This is a genomic window from Streptomyces sp. ATLC9, from assembly GCF_057196705.1.
The window spans coordinates 1-2,723 of sequence record NZ_JBXUOY010000433.1 but is presented as its reverse complement, the minus strand read 5'-3'; the positions used below and the strand labels follow the sequence as shown (position 1 = coordinate 2,723).

2 protein-coding genes are annotated in these 2,723 nt (G+C 76.3%); both read left to right on the top strand.

Going from position 1 to position 2,723, the window contains the following annotated elements:
- The coding region (locus AC2CJA_RS25905) for a DUF3152 domain-containing protein (protein WP_484605098.1) at positions 1-859 on the top strand (859 nt) is incomplete at its 5' end.
- Between the two features lie 180 nt (positions 860-1,039).
- Positions 1,040-2,723, top strand: a 1,684-nt coding sequence (locus AC2CJA_RS25900) for a DUF3492 domain-containing protein (RefSeq protein WP_484605097.1), incomplete at its 3' end; no start/stop codon positions are given.

Sequence of the window (2,723 nt, the reverse complement as noted above, 5' to 3'; positions counted from 1 at the left end):
GGGCGGGCGCGGCGCACACGGCGGGCGCGGCCGGGCCTTCACCGGGGTCGCGGCCGCGGCCGTGACCACCGTGCTGGCCGTCGTGGTGGCCGGGCAGGTCGCCGACGGCAGAAGCGGTATGGACCAGCAGTTGCGGGCCGGAGGGGACGCTCCGCGCGCGGGCGCCCCGGACGCCTCCCGGTCCGAGGCGCGCCCCACCCCCTCGGGCGGGGCGGACGGGGAGCAGGCCCCGTCCGGAGCGCAGGCCCCCTACGGCGAGCGGATGGGGCGGCTCTTCGACCTGGCACCGGACTTCGAGGGCTCGGGCCGGCTCGCCGCCGTCGCCGGGCGGGACGGGGCGCCCGGCAAGGGGGACGTCATCCACTACCGGGTCGATGTCGAGGAGGGACTGCCGCTGGACGGGGAACTGTTCGCCGAGGCCGTCCACCGCACCCTCAACGACGAGCGGAGCTGGGGCCACGGGGGTGTCCGAACCTTCGAGCGGGTCTCGGAGAAGCCCGGGGGCGGCGAACCGTTCTTCGTGATCACGCTCGCCTCCCCCTCCACCACCGCGCACTGGTGCGCCAGATCGGGCCTGGACACCACTGTCGACAACGTCTCGTGCGACTCGGCCTCGACCGAGCGCATCATGATCAACGCATACCGGTGGGCGCGCGGTGCGCGGACCTTCGGCCCGGACCGGATCCGGGAGTACCGGGAGATGCTCATCAACCACGAGGTGGGCCACCGGCTCGGCAAGGGGCATGTGAACTGCCCGAAGGAAGGCGCCCTGGCGCCGGTGATGATGCAGCAGACGAAGTACCTGACGGTGGGCGGGGCGACCTGCCGGCCCAACGCCTGGCCCTTTCCTGACGCCTGACCCGCCATCCGGCCCCCGGTGGCGGGTCGAACGGCCAACCGCTCGGAAAGTCACGGTAGTTCACCCCTTCCGGTGGTGTGGCGGACAACCGTCCGCCGTTCCGCCCCGCCTCGCACATAACGTCTTCCCGCGACGCCGCGGCGACGGCCGGCGGCCTGGAGGAGGAACGGGGGCGGACTGGTGCGCATCGCACTGCTCACGGAAGGTGGTTATCCATATCCGGGTGGTGACTCGTACGTGTGGTGCGACCGGCTGGTGCGCGGTCTGAGCGGCCACGATTTCGAGGTCCACGCGCTCGGCCGCGACGAGCGGCACAGGGAGGGCGCCTGGCCCGCGCTGCCGGAGAACGTCCGGCGGGTGCGCACCGCCCCGCTGTGGGGTCCCGCCCCCGGGGGCCGCGGGCGCCGGGGCGGACACGGGCGGCGCTTCGGGCGCCGGTTCGGGGAGCACTTCGCGGACCTGGCCCGCGCGGTCTGCACCGGTGCGGGGTACGCGGGGGCGAAGGACGTGGCGGACGCGGGTGCCGCCGCCGAGGCGGACCGTTTCGCCGACGGCCTCCACGGGCTGGCCGACCTGGCCCGGGAGCACGGCGGGCTCGCCGCGGCCCTCCGCTCCGAGCAGGCGGTCCGGCTGCTGGAGAGCGCGTGCCGCGCCCCCGGCGCACTCCGGACCGTGCGCTCCGCGACGCCGGTCGACCTGCTCATGGTCGCCGGGCAGGCGGAGAGGGTGCTGAGGCCTCTGTCGCTGGACTGGTACGGGACCGGGAAGACCCCCGGGCTCGCGACCGCGGACATCTGCCACGCGGTGGGCGGCGGCCCCGCCGCACTGCCCGGCCTGCTGGCCCGTCGCCTCTTCGGCACTCCGCTGCTGGTGACCGAGTACGGCGTGCGGCTGCGCGAGCACTACCTCGCCAGCGCCGCCCACGCCGTCGCGCCGGACGCCGTGAGCGCGCCGGTACGCGCCCTCCTCGCCTCCCTCCACGGGAACCTGGCGCGCGAGGCGTACCGCCGGGCCGAGCTGGTCACCTCGGGCAACGCCCACGCCCGGCGCTGGCAGGAGAGGTGCGGGGCGGACCGCGTGCGGCTGCGCACGGTCCACCCGGGCATGGACGCGTCGCAGCTGACCGGGATCGAGGAGGACGCGGGGCGGAAACAGCCGAAGCCGGTGCTGGTGTGGGTCGGGAGGACCGCTCCCGCCAGGGATCTGACCGGCCTGCTGCACGCCTTCGCCGAGGTCCGCAGGGCCGTGCCCGGCACCCGGCTGCTGATCGCCGAGCGGCCCGGCGGCCCCGCCCCGGAGGGGGATCCGGAGGCGGCGCGGTATCTGGCGCACTGCCGTGCGCTGGCCGCGCAGCTCTTCCCCGACGAGGCCGCCGGCCCCTTCGGCGTCGGGGAGAACCCGGTGTGCTTCGCACGGATCGGCGACCCCGCGCTCCCCCGGCTCGCCGACGCCTACGCCTCCGCCGACGTCGTCGTGCTCTCCAGCGTGGTGGAGGGCTTCCCGGTCTCCCTGGTCGAGGCGATGTTCGCCGGCCGGGCCACGGTCTCCACGGACGTCGGGGCGGTGTGCGAGGCCATCGGCGGCACGGGGCTCGTGGTGCCGCCGCGCAACCCCCGCGCTCTGGCCGCCGCCTGCGCGGCCCTGCTGCGCGATCCGGCCCGCCGTGCCCGGCTGGGCGCCGCGGCGCGGGCCCGGGCGCAGGAGCTGTTCACCGTGGAGCAGAACGTCGCGGCGTTCCGCGGCGTCTACCTGGAGCTGTTCGCACGGCGTCCGCGGCCGGCCGGACCGGCCGCCGACACGCTGCCGTTCGCCCGCCCGCCCGAGACCCGCCTCTCCGGCCGCCGGGCCGCGCACGCCGTGCCGG